The organism is Bradyrhizobium sp. CCBAU 51765 (genome assembly GCF_015291725.1).
Taxonomy (GTDB): Bacteria; Pseudomonadota; Alphaproteobacteria; order Rhizobiales; family Xanthobacteraceae; genus Bradyrhizobium; species Bradyrhizobium liaoningense.
This window is the reverse complement of sequence record NZ_CP030038.1, coordinates 4,466,090-4,484,233: the sequence shown is the minus strand read 5'-3', so window position 1 is coordinate 4,484,233 and position 18,144 is coordinate 4,466,090. Positions and strand designations below refer to the sequence as shown.

Sequence of the window (18,144 nt, the reverse complement as noted above, 5' to 3'; positions counted from 1 at the left end):
TCACTGTGCTGCGACCAGGCTTTCTCTGGGCGTCTCATGTCTGAGGAAATCCCGGGCCTGGGTCTCGTAGCCAAAGCGTTCGGCGAGCTCGTGGCGCTGCGCCCGAATCCGGCCGCGGCACTCTTCCTGCCGCGCCAGGACGCGGGTGACGGAGGCGGCGATCGCCTCCGTGGAGAACGGGTCGAAATAGTCGGCGAGCTCGCCCGCGACCTCGCGGAAGACGGCGATGTCGGAGCACAGCACCGGCGTGTTCGCAGCCAGCGCCTCGATGATCGGCACGCCGAAACCTTCGGCGAGGCTCGGCATGATCAGGCCGTGCGCTTCCGCGATCAGCGCCGCCTTCTCGTGCTCGTCGACATAGCCGGCGAAGCGGACGTTGGGCGGGAGGTTGCGCATCCGGCTGATCTCGCCGGTATAGCCGATCACGACGAGATCGGCGTGGGGAACGTTACGGAAGGCGCGGACGACGGCGGCGACGTTCTTGCGTGGCTCGTTCGAGACGATGACGACGAAGCTCGGCCGCCCCGGACGCCCCGACGGGGCTGGAAGGTGCAGGACATCCGGGGCGTCGAACCGGGTGCGGGGATACACGACCCGCGCCGGCAGGTGCGCAAATTGCGGCAGCAGTTCCCTGAACCGCATCATGCTGTAGTTTGAAACGAAGGCGAGTTCGTCGGCCTGGCGCAGGCTGGTGCGGATTCGCGGCAGGAACTGCCGCGTGGCGATGTCGCTGAGCTTGAGGTCCGTGAGCGGCAACAGGTCGTGGACGATGCAGATCACCTTGGCGCCGGGTTTGCGCCTGATCACCACCCGTGTCGGGGTGTCCACGACGATCAAGTCGTAATCGCGCGCGTCGATCCGCGGCGGAGGCAGCAGGAAGAAGGCCGATGCGTCCTGATAGTTGAAGAAGCCGGGCTCGAGCTGAAACTCGCCGAACAGCTCGAGGTGCCTCAGGTCCGGCGGAATGTATTCGAGCGCGGCGGGCCGGTTCTCGATCAGGCGCGTGGGCCGGCCGAGCAGGCCGATCGCGCGCAGGAGGCAGACGGTGTTGTCCCGCGACAGCAGCAGGCCGGCCCTGCGGCGGAGCCAATCAAGTTTGCGGCGCGTGCCGCTGAGCGTCAATGGCCCGCTCACGTTGATTTCGTCGAGGTAGCGATAAAGCGCAAGCAGCTCGATGTTGCGCGATTGCGCCGCGAACAGCCTGGTACGCCGCTCGCGCCGGCAGAGCTTGCGGTAGCGCTTCGTGGTCTCCACCACCAGCGTGAGTTCGTGGCCTTCCGAGGCGAGCGAACGTACCAATTCCCGGGTGAAGTGGAAGATACCGCGCCTGTGATTGGGTTGTCCGAGCGACTCGGAGATGACGAGTATGTTGTGCTTCATGCGCGTTTCTCGCGGAGCTCGAAGGCGTCGGGGGCCGGCGGGCTGACCGTGATGGTCGAGGCGATGCGGCCGTGATCGAGGTTGATGATGCTGGTGCAGGTGCGGCGCAGCAGCGGCTGGTCGTGCGAGGCGATCATCACGATCGCCGCCTGCGACATGAGCTTGAGGAGCCGCGCCTGCGCCTTCTCGGCAAAGTGCTCGTCGACCACGCTGAGCCATTCGTCGAGCAGGAGGATGTCGGCCGGAAAGGCGGTGGCGGTCGCAAACAGGACCCGCATCAGCATGCCCGAGGAGAACATCCGCAGCGGCAGCCGCTGCATGCGCGTCTCCAGCTCGGTGAAGGCCCAGATCTCATCGATCACGCCGCGGGTCGGCTTGCGGCCGCTGATCCGCAGCAGCAGCGCGATGTTGTCCTCGGCCACGAAATCCAGGTTGACGCCGGCGTTGAGGCCGAGCAGGGGCACGACTTTGCCCTGGATCGCGACGCTGCCGCTACTTGGTGGATAGACGCCGGCGATCAGCCGCAGCAGCGTCGACTTGCCGGAGCCGTTGGCTCCGGTAAGTCCGATACGGGCGCCGGCTTCAGCCTGGATGGTGACGTCGTCGACGGCGCGGATGATCCGCATCTCGCCGGGCTCGCGGATGAGATGGCCGAGCAGCCGCCGTTTCAGCGAATGGTCGTAGGCGCCATAGACCGGATAGTCGAGGCAGACGTTGCGCAAGCTGATCGAGACCATGCATCAGATCCAGAACGCGGCTCTGCGCAGGTGGAGCAGCGTCAGCACGCTCGCAACGATCAGGAGCGTCAGCGCGACGAGGACATAGACGATGCTGACGGGGTCGACATGGCCGCCGGCCAGTGGCTCGCGCCACACCGCGAACAGATGCGTGAGTGGATTGATCCGCATCACCGTCGAGCGGTGGTTGATCATCTCCGACGACCAGATGATGGGCGAGGCGAGGAAGGCGAGCATCAACGTGGACTCGATGATTGGTTTGAGGTCGCGATAGCGTGTTGCCATCGCACCGAGAACGAGGCTCAAGGCGAAGGTGCAGACCACGAACACCAGGAGGCCCGGCAGCGCCGCCGGCGCGTGGGAGAGCTCGTGGCGGGACAGAATGAGCCATAGGACGAGTGGTACGCTGGCGTTATGGAGCGCGAACAGCGCCTGGCGGAACGTGCATTGCAGCAGGAAGATGACGGGCGGCAGCGCCCGGTCGCGGATCAGGCTCGCGGAGTTCTGGAGCGCCGTGGTGGCGTCGAGCACCACGCTGTTGAGGAAAGTCCAGGCCGTCATCGACAGCGCCAGCATGGGCAGGCGCGACAGCATGTCGTCGTTCGACATCTGGCCGATCACCGAGCCCAGCACCGCCACCACGATCGCCATCTGGAGCGACATCCAGAACGGACCGAGCAACGAACGCACGTAACGGTGGCGCATGTCCGACCAGGCCAGTGCCGCCGCGATCCGAACGCAGTCCAGCCAGGCGGTCGCTTGAAGTGGCTCCGCGGTTGCGGATCGTTCCTTGCTTGGTACGGCAACGGCATCGCGGTAGACGGTCTCCATGCCTTGCCTGAAGGCCGTGGTCGAGTAGCGGGTGAGGGCGCGCGTGCGCGCTGCTAGCCCCATGCGACGGCGTCGCTCGGGATCGCGGATCAGCATATCGATAGCCTCACCCAGCTTCGCGACGTCGCCGGGCGGCACGGTGATCGCCTCCATGCCGTGGCGGGCGACACGCGGCACCGCGGTATCGAGCGCCGTATTCACGACCGGGCGGCCGGCGGCCATGGCCTCGAGCTGGACGAGGCCGAAGGTCTCGGCATTGGTCACCGACGGCAGCACGAAGACGTCGGCGAGACGCATCAGCTTGATGCGTTCGCAATCGTTGACCGAGCCGAGCAGGCGGACGCGGTCATGAAGGCCGAGCTCCTGGATCAACTGCTCGAGCCGCGGCCGCTCGATGCCCTCGCCGATGATCCAGACCTCGAAATCGTGCGCGGCTGCAGCGCGGACCAGCACGTCGAAACCCTTGTAGGGCACGAGCCGGCCGCAGGCCAGCACGAGCCGGCCGCGATCGTTGACATGGTGCGGATCGATCTTCGGCCCGTCGTAGTTTGTGGTGTCGATGCCGAACGGCACGACGTGGCATTTGTCCTCGAATTCGCGCAGCAGCGGCGTGTTGTCGACCAGCGCCTGGTCCGAGACGATGATCGCCTTGGAGCGGTGCAGCGTTCGCCGCATCAAAGGTTCGACGAGCCAGCGCAGGCCGGCATGAGTGACGATGTCGGCGTGCCAGTGCACCACCAGTGGGCGCCTGGCGCCGATTCCGAAGGCGAAGACGAGGTCGGCGAGAGGGAAGGGGGCATGGAGCGCGAGCAGATCGTGCTCGGCGATCCTGCGCCACAGACGCCAGGGATAGGTCGGGGCGGCCGGCAGCGACAGGATGTTGCCGAACGAGCGCACGCGCTCGACCGGGACGTCGTTGACGACGATCTCGCGCCGTTCGGCCGATTGCGAGCAGACCAGCACGGCGGAGGCGAAGGCATCCTTCAGGCTCGCGCAGATGTCACGGATCACCGTGAGCGTGCCGCCGAACAGGTCGGGATAATATACCTTGAAGATGTGCAGCACCGACGGGCGGGGCGGGCTGTCGCTGGTGTGATGCATGATGGCGGTCAGCCTGCGAGAAGCGCGGCGAGGAACGGTGCGGCCAGCATCGAGATGAAGATGACGCTGCGCATCAGCGCCGGCAGCATCGGCTCGATCGTACCGTGTCCCCGGTCGGGAGCCGGCACAGCACGCGGTGAACTGGAAATGCGGACCAAGCGGTCAGCCATGGGTAAAGTCCCTCTATGTCGCGCCCTCAGTGGTATCGCGTATATGTGGGAAAATTTACCACGTCAATTGCAACACGAAAAAGTGTGGGATTGTGTCCCACGTGTAGCATTGGTACAATTCAGACATGAATGCCAAGACCGGGTCCAAAGCAGGCGCGCCGCAGCCGAATGCCGCCGCGAAGCTGCACGCGCCGCTGGCGCGGCTGCTGCGCCCGCTCGTGCGGCTCTGCATCCGAAGCGGCATGACTTTTCCGGCATTGGCGCAGCTGCTGCGCGAACTGTTCGTCAACGTCGCCGAGCACGATTTCGCGCTGGAAGGAAAGGAGCAGACCGACAGCCGGGTCAGCTTGCTCACCGGCATCCATCGCAAGGAAGTGGCGCGGCTGCGCGGCGCCGGCGCGCCCGTGCACGAGGCGCCGGCAGCAGTGTCGCTGACCAGCGCGGTGATCGCGCGCTGGCTCGCCGCGCCCGAGTTCACCGATGCCCGGGGCGAGCCGCTCGCTTTGCCGCGCACGGCGGAGGACGATGCGCCCTCGTTCGAGCAACTGGTCGCCTCGGTTACCAAGGACGTGCGGCCACGCGCGGTGCTCGACGAGTGGATCGACCGCAAGCTCGTCACCATCAACGAGGCCGACGAGATCGAGTTGGTCGAGGCCGCTTTCGTGCCGAGCGGCGAGGACGACGGCAAATGGCATTATCTCGGCCGCAATCTGCACGACCATATCGCGGCCGCCGCGGAAAACGTCTCCGGGCCTGCGCCACGCTTCCTCGAGCGCGCGGTGCACTACAACAACATCTCGCCGAAGCTGGCGCGGCGGCTCGAAGCGCGCTCGCGCGAGCTCGCCATGGACGCGCTGAAGACCGCCAACCGCGAGGCCAACCGCGCGCTCGCCAAGGACAAGGGCGGCAATGCCCGCTGGAATTTCGGCACCTACATCTACAGCGAAGATGCCGACGAGGAAGGTGAAGCGAAGGCGCGTGGCAAAGAAGGTGGTCCTTCATGAGCCGGCCGCCGGTCATCTCCCGTCGCCTGCTGCTGGCCGGATTCTGGCTCGCCGGCACGGCTATCGCCCGTGCACAGGTCAAGCGCGGCACCGATCAGGGCATCGGTGGCACTGGGATCAAGCGCGGTGATGATCACGGCATCGGCGGCACCGGCATCGTCGGCGTGATCCAGCGTTTCGGCAGCATCTACGTCAACGGCGAGCGCATCACTTACGCGAGCGACGTGCCGGTCCGGATCGACGGGGAGGCGGCCAGCCCTCGGGCGCTGCGTATCGGTCAACTCGCGCGCGTGGTTGCGATCCGTCAGGTCGATGGCACGCTCGTCACGCGCAACATCACGATCGCGAGCGAGGTCTCCGGTCCGATTGAGCAGGTGAAGGGTAACGAGCTGACGGTGCTCGGCCAGAAGATCTTCGCCGGTGACAAGGCGAGCAAGCTCCGAACGGGTACGCAAGTCGCCGTCTACGGCTTGCGCCGGACTGACGCGGTCATCGTCGCAAGCCTGGTCGAGCCGAGGCGCAATGCGGTCGCACGCGTGACGGGCCTGGTCGAGCGCGGGCCGGACGGCTTGCGAATCGGCGGGTTGAAGCTGAACGGCGTCGATCCCCGGTTGGTCGGCCTGCGAGTTCAGATCGAGGGCAGCGCGAGCCAGGGGGCGATGCAGGCGGCGCGCACGCGAATCGACGATTTTTCGGATCTCGTCGGCGCCAGCCGCCTGTCGATCGAAGCCTATGTGCAGCGGGCGGGGGCGAACCTCCAGCTCGGCTCCGGGCTCATCGCCCATGACGGCTCGCGCTTCGGCCCAGCCGCCGGTGAAGCGCGCATGGTGGTCAATGGCGTGTTCGACAGGTCGCGCGGGCTTCAGCTCGATTCGGCGCAGGCGATTGGGCAATTCCCGGGATCGCCGGGGCAGGCACCCGGCGGAGCGGGGCATCCCGGACGCTCGTCGGGCGGCTCGATCCTGCATCCAGATCGTGGCTCTATCTCTGGCGGCGGCCAGCCCGGTGCACCGGGCGCGCCTGCGCCAGGAGCGGGGCCCGGCGCGCCGTCCGGCTCTGCGCCGACAGGACCGAGCGGCCCGTCAGGGCCCGGCGGCCCGGGCGCGCCCGGCGGTCCTATGGGACCCGGTGGTGGAATGGGTGGTGGCGGCTTCGGCGGCCCCGGAGGCGGAATGGGTGGCCGGCGCTAAAAGCCGCTTACGGGACGGAGAGAAGCGCGGGACTAACCCGCGCTGAGCCGGACGCCGGCGCGCAGGAATTTTTGCGGATCGACTGCTTCGCCCTCGATGCGGGTCTCGTAATGCAGATGCGGACCGGTGGAGCGGCCGGTCGAGCCGACGAGTCCGACGACCTGGCCGATCTTCACGATCTCGCCGACCCTGACATTGATCTCGGAGAGATGGCCGTAGCGGGTCGACAGCCCGTTGCCGTGGTCGACCTCGACCATGCGGCCATAGCCGCCGGACCAGCCCGCCGAGACCACCTTGCCGTTGGCGGTGACACGAACGGGATCGCCGGAGGCGGCGCGGAAGTCGAGCCCGGTGTGCATCGCGGGCCGACCCAGGAAAGGATCGCTGCGCACGCCGAAGCCGGAGGTGAACTCGACCTCGCCGATGACAGGCTTGCGGTAGGGCACCAGCGCGAGCGTGCGGTTGAGACGGTCCATCTCGGCGCGCGTGGTGTTGATGCGATAGAGCTGCTTCTCGAATGGTCCGGCATTGGCCGTCAACTTGACCGGTACGAAAGGCCCGCCCATTGCGCTGCGCGGCACGGCGGCTTCGAGACTGGCGAGGTTCAGGCCGAGATCGCTGACCACGCCGCGCATGCGGCGCATGCGCGAATCCATGCTTTCCTCGACGGCGTTGAGCGCCGCCATCTGGCGCCGCTCGACCTGGTCGAGCGAGTTCGTGAGTCGCGCCAGTACGTTGTCGAAACCGTTGTTCCTGGCGAATTGGCTGGTCGGCGGCGCCACGACGGCGGGGGCGCGCGATTCGAGGCGCGCTTCGCGGTCCGGCGGCGCCACGAAGATGACGGTGTCGCTGATCGGCGACGGCTTCGGCGTGGCCTGGCTAGCATCGCCGCGCTGCGGGGCGGAGCGGGGAATCGAGCCGGTCACGTCGGGCATGGCTCCGAGCGCCGTGGCCCGGGACTCCAGCGCCGTTTGGCGCTTCATGATCTGGTCGAGCTTCTGGTCGAACTGTTCCTGGTCGAGCAATTGGCGGCTGGTGGCGCGGTCGACCTTGGCGCGCAGCTCGGCGATGCGGTCCTCATAGGCATATTGCATCTCGGCCTGGCGGGCGATCAGCCGGGTCAGGACGTCGTCACGGAACGCAAAATAGGTGGCCGTCGCGGCCGACCACAGCCCGAGCAGCACCACGGTGCCGACCACGATCCAGAATACCACAGGGCCAAAGCGAACCTGCTTGCCGGCATGGACGATGGTGTAGGCGTCGTCGGCGGCGGGCAGGGGAATCGCGGTTACCGCCGCCGGGGCGGCCGCACGGCGATGGAGGACGCGTCCGTGGTCATGAGGATGATGTTGGGGGTAGTGCGAGTATTGGGCAGAACTTTTCGACATCGGCACTCCCGCGCCGGTCGGATGTGTTCCTTGCGGCTCAATTGCCGCAGCAATCTGGGCCGGTCATGGTTAATTTTCTGGAAATGGGAACGGGCGAATTCGACGGACTGGTTAAAGGCTTCTTGCCGCTTCCAGCACCTCGTCGGCATGGCCGTCGACCCGGACATTGCGCCAGATCCGGGCCACCCGGCCGTCGGGACCGATCAGTATCGTGGTGCGAAGAATTCCCAGGAAGCTTTTGCCATACATGGATTTTTGGCCCCAGGCGCCATAGGCCTCCAGCATCTCGTGTTTCTCATCCGAGATGAGGGGCACGCCGAGCTTGTGCTTGTCGCGGAACTTCTCCTGGGCCTTTAACGGATCCGCAGAGATGCCGAGCACGGCCGTGCCGGCGGCGGTGAAGGCGCCGGCCAGGCGGGTGAAGTCGATCGCCTCCCGGGTGCAGCCAGGCGTGTCGGCCCGGGGATAGAAGAACAGGACGAGCTTTCGCCCGGCATAGTCCGCCAGCGTGACCACGTCGCCGCCGTCGCGGGGCAGGCGGAAGGCGGGGGCCTTCTGGCCCTCAGCGAGGCCGGACTTCGCCTGAGCGGGCGGAGACGCCGTTCTGGATGAATTTAACTGTTCCGACGCGGTCTTATGCGATCCTGCTTTTGCTATGCTCCCGGTTGATTTGCCTGCCGGTGTCCGCTGTGTTTTCGCGGACGTTGCTTGAGTCGATGCCCGCGTTTTCGCGGTCTTCTTTTTGGCGGTCGAACTGCCGGAGGACGTTTTGGACGATTTCTTTCGGGATTTCTTGGACATACGCCTTCCTTTCGACGCTTTCGGCGGGTCAACCGAAGCGGTATTGCAGCCCTCGTCCGGCGCGCCGGAATCGCGCCCTCGGCTGGGCAAGTCTGACGACGCCGGAGTATGGTTACAAGGAATTCCACCGACCACCCCACTGCTCGTTGAACGCGCTCCCGGGGCGAAATGACGAACAGCAGGAATATACGAGGTATGGCGGCAGTGCCGGCGCAGGGAGCATCGCTTCCCGTGGCCGGCTGCGGTCCCGGCGGCGCTCAATCCTACGACGGGCGCCTGTATCGAGAAGCAATGGCAAGGAATACGTCGCCCCAGGACTACAACCGGGATTTCGATCGGCGCGGCGGCCAACATGAGCCGCAGGAATGGGACGACGCCGACTGGGATCCGGATCAGGAAGCGGCGGCGGGCCATCGCGCGCGGCGGCTGCTGGCGCGTTCCGGTTCGGGCCTTCATCGCTTCGGTGGCGGATCCGGCGGGCTGCGCCGCTGGCTGGGTGGTGGTCGCTGGCTGAAGCGCGTCGCGGTGGTTCTCGGCACCCTGTTCGTCATCTTCGTCGGCTGTTTCGGCGCGCTGTGGTGGCGGCTCGGCGCCGGTCCCATCAATCTGGATATCGCAACGCCATGGCTGGCGGCCGCGATCGAGGACAATATCGGCCACGGCAACACGGTTGAGATCGGCGGCACCCAGATCGAGCGCGCCGGCCGGGTCCGCATCGCCGTCCGCATCCGGGACATCATCGTTCGCGACCGCGATCACGCCATCGTCGCCAGCGCGCCGAAGGCCGAGGTGAAGCTGTCGGGCGCGGGTCTCCTGATGGGGCACCTGCGCGCCGAAAGCCTCAATCTCGTCGATGCCGAGCTCGCGATCCGCATCGCGCCCGATGGCACCGTCACCGTGTCGGCCGGCGACACCGCGAAGCCGCTCGCGACCGGCGTCGCGTCCAAGAAGGACGCCGGCCTGCCGCCGACATTCCCGCGTGGCGGTGTCCCGCCGCCGCCATTTGCGACCGCGCCCGCGAGCCCGGAGGTGTCGCAAGCCGCCCCGCAGGCGACAGCGCAGAGCGGCATTCTCCAAGGCCTCGACTGGCTCGACAGTCTGAGCATGACCGGCCTCGACGGCCAGAACCTCAACGAGATCGGTCTCAAGAACGGCAACCTGGTCGTCGACGATCAGCAGCGCGGCAGCAAATGGTCGTTTGAGAACATCACGCTCAGCCTGCGCCGGCCGAGCCGCGGCGGCGTCGCGCTCAGCCTCGGCGAGGAGGGCGCGCGCCCGTGGATGCTGCGCGCCACGATCGGTCCCGCCGAGAACGGCGTGCGCTCCGTCGACATCAAGGCCGACAAGGTCTCGACCTCCAACATCCTCTTGGCGCTGCGGGTGAAGGACTTCACCTATACCGCCGACCTGCCGTTGACCGGCGAACTCAAGGGCGAGCTCGGCCGCGACGGCGTGCCGACCTTCTTCCGCGGCAAGCTCGCCGTCGGCGCCGGCAACATCATCGACACCGACACGCCCGACTATCCGATGGCAATCGACTCGGCCGAGATCAATGTCGAGTGGGACGCCAACCGGCGCGTGCTGGTCGCTCCGTTCAAGATTCTCTCCGGCGCGAACCGCCTGACGCTGCTGGCTCATCTCGAGCCGCCCAACGGCACCACCAACGACTGGCAGCTCGGCTTCAGCGGCGGTTCGATTCTGCTCGGCGGCATCGATAACGAGCCGCCGCTCGTCTTCAACCGCATCGCGATCGGATTCCGCTTCGACACGGATCACAAGCGCCTCTTGCTGACGCAGGCCGACATCAGCAATGGCGAGATCGGCGTCGCCGGCACCGGTGCCATCGACTATTCCGGCGAGCCGCGGCTGACGCTGGGCTTTGCGGGAACGCCGATGTCGGCCTCCGCCTTGAAGCGGATGTGGCCGACGCTGATCGTCCCCGAACTGCGCGAATGGGTGATCGAACGGATCGAGCGCGGTACGCTCCAGCGCATCGAGATCGGCATCAACTCGCCGACGAAGAACCTCCCGCGCAGGGGCCCGCCGATTCCGGACGACGGCCTGTCGGTCAACATCGTGGCGAGCGGTGTCGCGGTCCGCCCCGTGGACGGCATGCCGGTGGTGCGCGATGCCGATTTGAAGGCGCGCGTGACCGGGCGCACTGCGACCGTGAACATCGGGCAGGGCGTTGCGGATACGCCTTCGGGGCGCAAGGTCACGATCTCCGACTTCGTCTTCGAGGTGCCGGACATGGCGCCCAAGCCGTCCCCGTCGCGAACCAAGTTTCGCGTCGACGGACCGGTGCCCGCGGCCGCCGAAATGCTCGCCAATGATCGGCTGAGCGATCTGTCGTCGACTGTGGTCGATCCCAACACCAGCAAGGGGACGTTCTCGGCGAACATCCAGCTCGGCATGCCGGTCAAGGGCGAGCTGACCAAGGCTGACACCACCTATGCCGTCACCGCCGACCTCAACGGCTTTGCCGCCGAGAAGCTGGTGATGAACCAGAAGCTGGAGGCCAACAACCTGAAGATCGTCGCCAACAACCAGGGCTATCAGGTCAAGGGCGACGTCAAGATCAATGGGCAGGCGGCCTCGCTCGATTATCGCAAGCCGGCCGAGGGCGACGCGGACGTCCGATTGCAGGCGACGCTGGACGATGCCAGCCGCGCGCGCCTGGGATTCGATCTGAGCCCCGCCGTCAGCGGATCGTTGCCGATCAAGCTCTCGGGCAAGATCGCAAGTGGCACGGATCAGACGACCAGGCTCGGCGTCGAGGCCGACCTGACCTCAGTCAAGCTCGACAACATCCTTCCCGGCTGGGTCAAGCTGCAGGGCAAATCCGCCAAGGCGAGCTTCAAGGTGGTGCCGACGGCGCAATCGACGCGTTTCGAGGACATCGTCATCGACGGTGGCGGAGCCTCGATCAAGGGCTCGCTCGAGATCGACGCGAACGGCGATCTCATGAACGCCAACTTCCCGACATATGCGCCGTCCGACGGCGACAAGGCGTCGCTCAAAGTGGAGCGCAGCCAGGACGGCGTGGTGCGCGGCACCATGCGTGGCGACGTGTTCGACGGCCGCGGTTTCCTGAAGTCGACGATCTCAGGCAATTCCAAGGACGACGGCAAGAGCAAGCTGAAGAACGTCGATTTCGACATCGACGTGAAGCTCGGTGCCGTCGCCGGATTCAACGGCGAGGCCATGCGCAGCGTCGATGCCAAGATGTCGAAACGCAACGGCGCCGTCAAAGCCTTCACGCTGAGCGGCAAGATCGGCCGCGACACACCGGTGGCAGCCGATCTGCGCGGCGGCCGCGCGCAGGGCAGCCGCGAGGTGATCTATCTGCAGACCAACGATGCCGGCGCGCTGCTGCGCTTCACCGACACCTACACCAAGGCGGTCGGCGGCCAGATGGTGGTGGCGATGGAGCCGCCGACCTCCGAGCCGAACGCCGCGCGCGAGGGCCTGATCAATGTCCGCGACTTCACCGTGAAGGGCGAGGCGCAGCTCGAACGCGTTGCCGCCGGCGCGCCCAACGGCACCGGGAATGGCGTCTCCTTCAGCGCGCTTCGCGCCGAGTTCACGCGGCAGAACGGTGCGCTCACGGTCCGCGACGGCGTGGTCAAGGGGCCGATGATCGGTGCCACCATCGAGGGCTCGATCGACTATCCCGGCAACCAGGTGTGCATGAGCGGCACCTTCGTGCCGATGTACGGCGTCAACAACATCTTCGGCCAGATCCCGTTGTTCGGCATCTTCCTCGGCGGCGGCAACAACGAGGGACTGATCGGCGTGACCTACGAGGTCGTCGGCACCCCGGCGGCTCCGGTGATGCGCGTCAACCCGATCTCGGCGATGGCGCCGGGCCTGTTCCGGAAGATCTTCGAGTTCAACACCGGCAAGCAGAACTCGCCGTTCGACGAATTCCCGTCGCAGTCCAACGACGGCTCGACGGGATCGACGCGCCAGCTGTCGAGCGGTTGCAGCCTCGCGCGGCGATAAACGCCCACATTCCCACGTGCTCGTCATGCCCGGGCTTGTCCCGCCTGCGCGGCCGAAGCCGCTTCGGCGCGGCCAAAAACGTGGATGGCCGGGACAAGCCCGGCCATGACGAATGTGGCGACGCTTTCGCGCCAAACGTCTCGAGTCTGGGGTGGCGCGTTATGCCGCGCGCACGCCCGCCAGGAAGGTCCCGACTTCGCCGGAGAGCTGCTCGGCCTGCTTGGAGAGGTTCGAGGCCGCAGCGAGCACCATGCCGGCGGCGTTGCCGGTCTCGTTGGCGGCGGTGGAGACGACACCGATATTGGTGGTGACCTCCTTGGTCGCCTCGGCGGTCTGCGAGACGCTGCGGGCGATCTCGGCGGTGGCTGCGCCTTGCTCCTCGATGGCGGCACCGATCGAGGTCGCGATGCGGCTGACCTCCTCGATGGTGGCGGTGATGCCGCCGATCGCGTCCACCGCTTCCTTGGTCGCGCCCTGGATCTGGGCGATCTTGTCGCCGATCTCGCGGGTGGCTTCCGCAGTCTGGCTCGCCAGCGACTTCACCTCGGAGGCGACGACGGCAAAGCCGCGGCCGGCTTCACCGGCGCGTGCCGCCTCGATGGTGGCGTTGAGCGCGAGCAGGTTGGTCTGGGCCGCGATGCTGGAGATCAGCTCGGCGACGTGCTCGATCTGCTGGGCGCCGTCGGACAATGCGCGCACGATGGTGTCGGTGCGGCGGGCACTGTCGACGGCACGGCCGGTGACCTCGGCCGATTGCGCGACCTGACGGCTGATCTCGGTGATGGAGGAGGAGAGCTCCTCGGCGGCGGCGGCAACAGTCTGGACACGTTGGCTGGCTTCAGTGGCGGCGGAGCCGACCACGGAGGCGCGGCGGTTGGTGCCTTCGGCGGTGGAGGACATCGACTTGGCGGTATTCTCGAGCTCACCGGAGCCGGAGGCCATCAGGCCGACGAGCTGGCCGACGGAGGCATCGAAGCGGTCGGCAAGCGCAATCAGCGCCTCGCGCTTCTCCTGCTCGCTGCGTGTCTTGGTGGCGGCCTGCTCGGCCTCGAGCGTGCGGGCCGTCAATGCCGTTTGGCGCAGGACTTCGAGAGTCTCGGCCATGCGGCCGATCTCGTCGCCGCGATCGGTCTCCTCGACCGGCTTGTCGATGGCGCCTTCGGAAATCTCCTGCATGCGATTCTTCTGGCGGTCGAGCGCGCCGAGCACGTCGCGGGCGATCAGCCAGGACAGCGCCGCCATCAGCAGCATCAGGCCGACGCCGATCGCGGCGAGCTCGAGTGTCAAGGCACGCACATCGGCATCGATGTCGTCGACATAGAGGCCGTAGCTGATCGTCACGTTCCAGGGCGCGAATTTACGCGCGAACACGGTCTTGCGGAGCGGCTCGGTCTGGCCGGGACGGGGATAGAGATAGGAGGTCACGCCGCCCTGCGCGGTCTCGTTGCCGGCCTTGATGATGGCGTCGGCGATCAGCACGCCGTTGGAATCCTTGGCACCGGTGATCTTGCCTTCGAGCTGCTGATTGGCGCCGTTCACGACCAGGGAGCCATCCTGATTGTAGACCACCGGATAGCCCTGGTTGCCGTTGAAGTTCATGCGGCGGCCGCGCTGGTGGAACAGGCTCTTGGCCTCGGCCGGCGTCAGCTTGCCGGCGGTCGCTTCGTCCTGAAGCGCCTGGGCGTAGTTGTAGAGGAGCTCGACGGCGGTCCGCATCTGCTGGACGCGGTCCTCCATCATGCGGCTCTTGCTGAGCACGGCCGATACGCCGATGATGGCCGTGACTGTGAGAGCCGCAAGGCAGACCATGCTGGCAAGCTTGGTGCGGATCTTCAAATGGCTCAGCAGCTTCATCACAGCCCCTACGGAATGATTGTTATTGCTCGCATGGGTAGCAGGAAGTTCTTACCAAACGTGAACATGCGCGCGCAGAACCGCGCCGCGCGAACGCTGCGGTGCAACCGTATGCGCAAGCCTGCAACCGGTTCGGCGACAAGCGGCGGTGCGGGCCAATCCGGATGCCGAAGAGAGTTGGTTATTCGCTTTGGCGGTCAGCCTGCGTCGCAGGAGCGCTCATGAATCGATTCGTTCACCGAATCATCATGTCCGTGCTGCTCGTGGCGGTCCTCGTTCTCATCTGGAACGTGCTGGGGACGCGCTGACCGGCACCGGCAGATCCGCCGGTGCCGTCTTACTTTCAGGTTAACCGGCGAAGCGCGTCAGCGCCGCGCATAGGCGTCGCCGCCTGCGCCGCTCTCCTTGCCCATCGCGGCATCGACGCTCACCGAGCCGCCGCCGGCCGCCGAGAGATAGAGACAGGCGAAGCAGAACAGGATCGCTGCAGTGCCGCCGTTCAGCAGCGGCAGGAACACCGGCGTCTCGCCCTTGAGCATGTGGCCCATGAAGTAGGCGAAGGCCATTTCACCCGAGAGGATGAACGCGGTGAGCCGCGTGAACAGGCCGAGCATCAGGAGCGCGCCGAGCACGAGCTCGATCGCACCGGCCGTCCAGATCAGCGGCGGAATGTTGGCGAAGTAGGGAAGCACCGGAAACTTGAACAGCTTGGCGACGCCGTACTGGAACAGCAACAGGCCGGTGACGAAGCGAAACAGGCTCAGCAGAACCGGTTGAAAGCGAGAGAGATAAGGAAAGTCCATTGGTTTGCCCTCCATCCAATGCTGCGACTTGGACCGTATTCAGTTCCGTCTCGCAAGCCACCTACGATCAATTCCGCGCTGACATTTTTGTCATGTCGGACAAAACACCGCAGGCCCGGCCTTTCAGCCGCGCGCGATCCGTCATTTTTGCGCGTTCGCCTCGGGCTCGTACGTAATATCCCGGTGACGCCAAGGGATGCAGGTTACGTCGGGGAGACCTATTCCCGCAAGGCGGGGACGATCAGGAATGGAATCATTCCGAGGATCACGCTCGCAAGCGCGAAGACCAGCAGGAGATTGTAGCCGTGCGTTGCGTCGTGAATCAGACCGCCGCTCCATGAGCCGAAGGCCGAGCCCAAGCCGCTTCCGATCGAGATGGTGCCGAAGATGGTGCCGACGCGCTTGCCGCGAAAGATCTTCATCGCGGTCGCGGTGATCAGCGGCCCGCGGGAGCCCATCATGCTGCCGAAGCAGACGACGAAACCGGTGAGCAGGATGACGTTCGGATAGTACTGCAGCAGCCAGAGCAGAACGATGCCGAGGATCGAGATCGCGTAGCTGAGCAGCACCGATGGCCGGCGTCCGATCAGGCCGTCGAGCGCGGAGACGCCGAGCATGCCGAACACCAGCACGACGCCGGAGAAGCCCCAGGCGGTCGCAGCCTGGAGCGGCGGAAAGCCGGCGTCGATCAAATAGGCCACGATCTGCGCCGCGATGGAATACATGCCGACCGCGGTGAAGAAGAAGGTCGAGAACAGCGCCCAGAAGGCGTGATGACGCATCGCGCTCACAAGCGTCCAGCCGCTGTCGACGAAATCCGGATCGCTCTTCTTGGCGACGTGCGGTGAGCCGGCCGCGAACATGCGCCAGGGCAGGAGCAGCAGCGGCACCAGCAGCCCGAGCGCGGCAAAGCCGAACAGCTGGTAGGTGCCGCGCCAGCCGATGTGATCGATCAGCAGCTGCGAGGCCGGCAGCAGCGCCAGCACGCCGCCGCCCATCGCCGAATACACCACCGACATCGCGGTTGGCAGGCGCGGCCCGAACCAGCGGCCGAGCAGGATCGAGTTCGGCACGATGCCGATGAAGGCGATGCCGATGCCGACGCAGAGGCCGATCGAGAGCTGGAACTGCCACAGATGCTGCGCGTGCGCCGCGATCAGGAAGGCCGCGCCGAGCAGCAGCAGGCCAAGCGCATAGACGATGCGCGGGCCGGAATGATCGAACAGGCGTCCGACGAAGGGGGCGGTGAGGCCGCTCGCGAGCCAGGTGAGTGAATAGACCGATACGATCTGCGCGCGGTCCCAGCCAAAACTTTCCGAGATCGGCTTCAGGAATACCGTAAAACTGTCGCCGAGCCCGCGTCCCAGCACGGCCAGCGTGAAGCAGAGTGCGAGCACGGTGAGCGCGATACGTGCGACGCCTTGCGGTGTCGCTGCGACGCCATCCCGGTGCTTATCCTTGCTCGTTTCCTTGGTCGCGTTCTGGTCCATTGCCGTCAGGGAGCGCGCTTCGGAGCGCCCTGACAAGCAGTGAAAAGCTCATACGCCTATGCAGGCTTGATGAGCACGTGCTTCTTCTTGCCGAAGGACAGCTTGATCACGCCTTCCGGAGTCAGATTGCCCGTCGACAGCGCCATCTTCTCGTCGGTAATCGGCGCGTCGTTGACGCGCAGGCCGCCACCCTTGATCTGCCGTCGGGCTTCGCCGTTGGAGGCAACGAGGCCTGCCTTGACGAAGGCGTTGAGCACGCCGAGGCCGGCGTCGAGCTCGCCACGCGGAATTTCCACCGTCGGCAGGCTTTCGGCGAGCGCACCTTCCTCGAAGGTGCGGCGCGCGGTCTCCGCCGCTTCGTTCGCGGCGTCCCGGCCGTGCAGCAGCGCGGTCGCCTCGGTCGCGAGCACCTTCTTGGCTTCGTTGATCTCCGAGCCGCCGAGCGCCTCGAGCTTCTTGATCTCGGCGATCGGCAGCGTCGTGAACAGCTTCAGGAACTTGCCGACATCGGCGTCCTCGGTGTTGCGCCAGTACTGCCAGAAATCATACGGCGAGAACTGGTCGGCATTGAGCCACACCGCGCCTTGCGCGGTCTTGCCCATCTTGGCGCCCGACGCTGTCGTCAGCAGCGGTGTCGTCAGCGCGAACAGCTGGTGGGTGCCCATGCGGCGGCCGAGATCGACGCCCATGATGATGTTGCCCCATTGGTCGGATCCGCCCATCTGGAGGCGGCAGCCGGTGCGCTTGGCCAGCTCGACGAAGTCGTAGGCCTGGCAGACCATGTAGTTGAACTCGATGAAGCTCATCTCCTGCTCGCGCTCGAGACGTAGCCGCACGGAGTCCATGGTCAGCATGCGGTTGACCGAGAAGTGCCGGCCGACGTCGCGCAGCATCTCGATCCAGTTCAGCTTGGTCAGCCACTCCGCATTGTCGAGCATGATGGCGTCGCTCTTGCCCTCGCCATAGCGGAGCACCTTTGCGAACACGCCGCGGATCGATTCCTTGTTGGCCTCGATCTCGGCGACGGTGCGCATCGCGCGCGTCTCGTCCTTGCCGGAGGGGTCGCCCACCATGGTGGTACCGCCGCCCATCAGCGTGATCGGCTTGTTGCCGGACTGCTGGAGCCAGTGCAGCATCATCATGGTCAGGTAATTGCCGATGTGCAGCGAGCGGGCGGTGCAATCGTAGCCGACATAGGCGATGGCTTCGCCCTTGGCGGCAAGCGCATCCAGCCCCTCGAAATCGGAGCACTGGTGGATGAATCCTCGTTCCTGCAGGATATTGAGGAAATCCGATTTAAATGCAGTCATCTGTCGGCGTGCCTGACAATTCTTGGTTTACTGTTTTGGGGGCAATTTAAGGGTCTTCCGCGGGAACCCGATGACCGCCC

13 protein-coding genes are annotated in these 18,144 nt (G+C 66.0%); 3 read left to right on the top strand and 10 right to left on the bottom strand.

The genetic code is table 11. The features are described 5' to 3' along the window. From XH96_RS21495 to XH96_RS21480, 4 genes are read right to left on the bottom strand one after another with little or no spacing between them, the layout of a single operon-like run. Positions 1-1,380: a glycosyltransferase family 1 protein gene (locus XH96_RS21495; RefSeq protein WP_194387556.1), complete on the bottom strand. Its 1,380-nt coding sequence runs from the start codon at positions 1,378-1,380 to the stop codon at positions 1-3. Beyond that, complete coding sequence (locus XH96_RS21490) at positions 1,377-2,117, bottom strand: ABC transporter ATP-binding protein (RefSeq protein ID WP_194387555.1); 741 nt, start codon at positions 2,115-2,117, stop codon at positions 1,377-1,379. The genes XH96_RS21495 and XH96_RS21490 overlap by 4 nt, the downstream gene beginning before the upstream one ends. A 3-nt stretch (positions 2,118-2,120) precedes the next feature. Further along, positions 2,121-4,049 (bottom strand): glycosyltransferase, encoded by a 1,929-nt coding sequence (locus tag XH96_RS21485; protein ID WP_194387554.1) that lies wholly within the window; start codon positions 4,047-4,049, stop codon positions 2,121-2,123. Positions 4,050-4,057: 8 nt separating this feature from the next. Continuing rightward, positions 4,058-4,219, bottom strand: coding sequence for a hypothetical protein (locus XH96_RS21480; protein ID WP_194387553.1), 162 nt, complete (start codon positions 4,217-4,219; stop codon positions 4,058-4,060). A gap of 125 nt (positions 4,220-4,344) precedes the next feature. On the opposite strand from XH96_RS21480, the gene XH96_RS21475 reads away from it, so the two are divergent. Together XH96_RS21475 and XH96_RS21470 are read left to right on the top strand one after the other, a co-directional pair. Further along, entirely contained in the window at positions 4,345-5,223 is an 879-nt protein-coding gene (locus XH96_RS21475; protein WP_194387552.1) for a DUF6502 family protein, read from the top strand. Beyond that, positions 5,220-6,413, top strand: coding sequence for a DUF5666 domain-containing protein (locus XH96_RS21470; protein ID WP_194387551.1), 1,194 nt, complete (start codon positions 5,220-5,222; stop codon positions 6,411-6,413). Before XH96_RS21475 ends, XH96_RS21470 begins: the two co-directional genes overlap by 4 nt. 32 nt (positions 6,414-6,445) lie before the next feature. Here the strand turns inward: XH96_RS21470 and XH96_RS21465 are convergent, their stop codons facing one another. Next, positions 6,446-7,801: a M23 family metallopeptidase gene (locus XH96_RS21465; RefSeq protein ID WP_194387550.1), complete on the bottom strand. Its 1,356-nt coding sequence runs from the start codon at positions 7,799-7,801 to the stop codon at positions 6,446-6,448. 111 nt (positions 7,802-7,912) lie between these two features. Beyond that, positions 7,913-8,602: a peroxiredoxin gene (locus XH96_RS21460; RefSeq protein WP_194387549.1), complete on the bottom strand. Its 690-nt coding sequence runs from the start codon at positions 8,600-8,602 to the stop codon at positions 7,913-7,915. Between the two features lie 195 nt (positions 8,603-8,797). Between XH96_RS21460 and XH96_RS21455 the strand changes: the two genes are divergently transcribed. Further along, complete coding sequence (locus XH96_RS21455) at positions 8,798-12,607, top strand: DUF3971 domain-containing protein (RefSeq protein ID WP_194387548.1); 3,810 nt, start codon at positions 8,798-8,800, stop codon at positions 12,605-12,607. A 159-nt stretch (positions 12,608-12,766) separates the two neighbouring features. Here the strand turns inward: XH96_RS21455 and XH96_RS21450 are convergent, their stop codons facing one another. From XH96_RS21450 to tyrS, 4 genes are all read right to left on the bottom strand, one after another. Continuing rightward, on the bottom strand, positions 12,767-14,461 hold the full coding sequence (locus tag XH96_RS21450; RefSeq protein ID WP_194387547.1) for a methyl-accepting chemotaxis protein: 1,695 nt from the start codon (positions 14,459-14,461) through the stop codon (positions 12,767-12,769). A gap of 365 nt (positions 14,462-14,826) precedes the next feature. Further along, entirely contained in the window at positions 14,827-15,264 is a 438-nt protein-coding gene (locus tag XH96_RS21445; protein ID WP_194387546.1) for a DoxX family protein, read from the bottom strand. A 218-nt stretch (positions 15,265-15,482) separates the two neighbouring features. Then, on the bottom strand, positions 15,483-16,754 hold the full coding sequence (locus XH96_RS21440) for an MFS transporter (protein ID WP_194394207.1): 1,272 nt from the start codon (positions 16,752-16,754) through the stop codon (positions 15,483-15,485). A gap of 56 nt (positions 16,755-16,810) precedes the next feature. Then, positions 16,811-18,064: a tyrosine--tRNA ligase gene (gene tyrS, locus XH96_RS21435; protein ID WP_194387545.1), complete on the bottom strand. Its 1,254-nt coding sequence runs from the start codon at positions 18,062-18,064 to the stop codon at positions 16,811-16,813. Positions 18,065-18,144 lie beyond the last annotated feature (80 nt).

Bases quoted from the DNA above. Each gene is read 5' to 3' on its own strand.
- tyrS (WP_194387545.1), bottom strand. From the start codon at position 18,064: ATGACTGCATTTAAATCGGATTTCCTCAATATCCTGCAGGAACGAGGA.
- XH96_RS21460 (WP_194387549.1), bottom strand. From the start codon at position 8,602: ATGTCCAAGAAATCCCGAAAGAAATCGTCCAAAACGTCCTCCGGCAGT.
- XH96_RS21475 (WP_194387552.1), top strand. From the start codon at position 4,345: ATGAATGCCAAGACCGGGTCCAAAGCAGGCGCGCCGCAGCCGAATGCC.
- XH96_RS21485 (WP_194387554.1), bottom strand. From the start codon at position 4,049: ATGCATCACACCAGCGACAGCCCGCCCCGCCCGTCGGTGCTGCACATC.
- XH96_RS21455 (WP_194387548.1), top strand. From the start codon at position 8,798: ATGGCGGCAGTGCCGGCGCAGGGAGCATCGCTTCCCGTGGCCGGCTGC.
- XH96_RS21495 (WP_194387556.1), bottom strand. From the start codon at position 1,380: ATGAAGCACAACATACTCGTCATCTCCGAGTCGCTCGGACAACCCAAT.
- XH96_RS21445 (WP_194387546.1), bottom strand. From the start codon at position 15,264: ATGGACTTTCCTTATCTCTCTCGCTTTCAACCGGTTCTGCTGAGCCTG.
- XH96_RS21465 (WP_194387550.1), bottom strand. From the start codon at position 7,801: ATGTCGAAAAGTTCTGCCCAATACTCGCACTACCCCCAACATCATCCT.
- XH96_RS21470 (WP_194387551.1), top strand. From the start codon at position 5,220: ATGAGCCGGCCGCCGGTCATCTCCCGTCGCCTGCTGCTGGCCGGATTC.
- XH96_RS21450 (WP_194387547.1), bottom strand. From the start codon at position 14,461: ATGAAGCTGCTGAGCCATTTGAAGATCCGCACCAAGCTTGCCAGCATG.
- XH96_RS21490 (WP_194387555.1), bottom strand. From the start codon at position 2,117: ATGGTCTCGATCAGCTTGCGCAACGTCTGCCTCGACTATCCGGTCTAT.
- XH96_RS21440 (WP_194394207.1), bottom strand. From the start codon at position 16,754: ATGGACCAGAACGCGACCAAGGAAACGAGCAAGGATAAGCACCGGGAT.
- XH96_RS21480 (WP_194387553.1), bottom strand. From the start codon at position 4,219: ATGGCTGACCGCTTGGTCCGCATTTCCAGTTCACCGCGTGCTGTGCCG.